We start from the raw sequence: 1,592 nt of genomic DNA, 5'->3' as shown, positions 1-1,592 counted from the left end.
CAATGCCGTGAAGCGTAGTTTGATCTTTCCGGGATCTGGTCATGCTGCGCGTGGTGCGAGCGGGTGGAGCCGGATCGTTGGTGGGCCTGGGTGGCGGGTCGAGGCGGGTTCGCCGGGTTTCTTGACGCGGTAGCTGTTGTGGCGGGGGCGTTTGACGACGCGGGGGCAGGTGCGATGGCGCCGGGGTGGGTTGAGCGTGCGGGTGATCTCGGTGTGGAACCGGGGTAGCTGGGCGTGCCAGTCCTCAGGGGGAAATGTCCGCCGTTCCGGTGACGGAACGGCGGACGAGGCGCAGGGTTCGGGCGAAGCCGACCCGGTCGGGATCGACGTCGGCGGCCTCGGCCGCCCGGGCGATCAGGGCGGTGATCGCGTACTGGACGGTCAGCCAGGCCCACATCTCCTGGAGAGCGAGGTCGGGCAGCCGGGAACGCAGGATCGTGGCGGGGCCACGCAGGTGGGTCTTGAGCTGATCGTTGGAGGTCTCCTCCTCCCAGCGTTCGTTGTAGCCAGCGGCGATCTCGTCGGCGCGAGCCTCACGGGGGTCGAGGATCGTGGTGAGCACGACGACCAGTTCTCCGGCACCGGACCCGGCCCGGTCGGGGATGTCGTACTCGACGACCCGGGCCAGGTGCGCCTCGTCCGGGTCGAGGTCGGTGCCGGCCTTCGCGGCGGCGAGCAGCGCGGCCCGTCGCCGGGCACCGGTGACCTTCGGGTCGATCAGCACGGTCAGGAACGTGCCGTCGGACAGGACCTTCACCACGGGCAGACCCAGCCCGGTCGGGGCCCGCCAGATCAGGTCCGCGCCGGTGCCGGCCGCCAGTCCCCAGTGGGCGAACGAGTAGAACCCCCGGTCGGCGGTCAGGACCTCGTCCCGGCGAAGCCTCATCAGCAGTCCCCGGGCCAGGGCCTTCTCGCTGGTCGTCCACCCGCCGACCTCGGCGGCCCGGAACGCGTGCGTGCCGCACTCCGCCAGCGCGACGACCCGGATCTTCGGAAACGCCGACCGCTTCTCCCCCGACCCGGCGTAGCCGAACGCGGCGGCGTTCTCCTCGGTGTCGGGCACATCGATCTCGAACCCGTCGACCGCGAGCAGCAACCGGCCCCGCAGCCACGCCCCACGCGTGGACAGCGTCGCGACCTGCCCGGCGACCCGCTCGAACACCTCCGCCATCACCGCCCGGCCCAGCCGCTTACGGGCCTGGGTGATCCCGCTCGCGCTCGGTGGCGCCCAGCCCGCGTCCCAGCAGCCGAACCGGTCCAGCGACCCGGTGACCTTCTGCGCCACCTCGGCGTAGTCGTCGTCCGGGAACAGGCACATCGCCAGCGTGAGATAGGCCGTCACGTGCGGCGGGAGTTTCCCGCCCCTGCGCCGCTCGCCGACCCCACAGGCCGCGACCGCCTCGTCCACCGCGTCGCGTGGTACCGCTGTCACCAACACCCCGACCGATACCTGGTCCGGGGTCACCATCGAAGCCACGAACCGTGACCAAACCACCCAGCGGCACAGATGCCACGCCGCCACGCCGTACCAACCCACCGGCCAGGAGTCGGAGATCAGCCACCCAAGATCGACTTAAGCTTCACGGCATTGC

General features: G+C 71.0%; 1 protein-coding gene. It reads right to left on the bottom strand.

Annotated features, from left to right (window positions below; genetic code table 11):
- Positions 1-244: 244 nt before the first annotated feature.
- Positions 245-1,468, bottom strand: a complete 1,224-nt coding sequence (locus tag MXD60_RS26195; RefSeq protein WP_283099027.1) for an IS4 family transposase — start codon at positions 1,466-1,468, stop codon at positions 245-247.
- Between the last annotated feature and the right edge of the window lie 124 nt (positions 1,469-1,592).

Origin of the sequence: Frankia sp. AgB32, assembly GCF_023243045.1 — a bacterium.
Classification (GTDB): Bacteria; Actinomycetota; Actinomycetes; order Frankiales; family Frankiaceae; genus Frankia.
Note: the sequence above shows the minus strand (reverse complement) of the source record. Positions and strands in the feature narration are given on the sequence as shown.

Coding starts and splice junctions, on each gene's coding strand:
- MXD60_RS26195 (WP_283099027.1), bottom strand. CDS start 1,468: ATGGTGACCCCGGACCAGGTATCGGTCGGGGTGTTGGTGACAGCGGTA.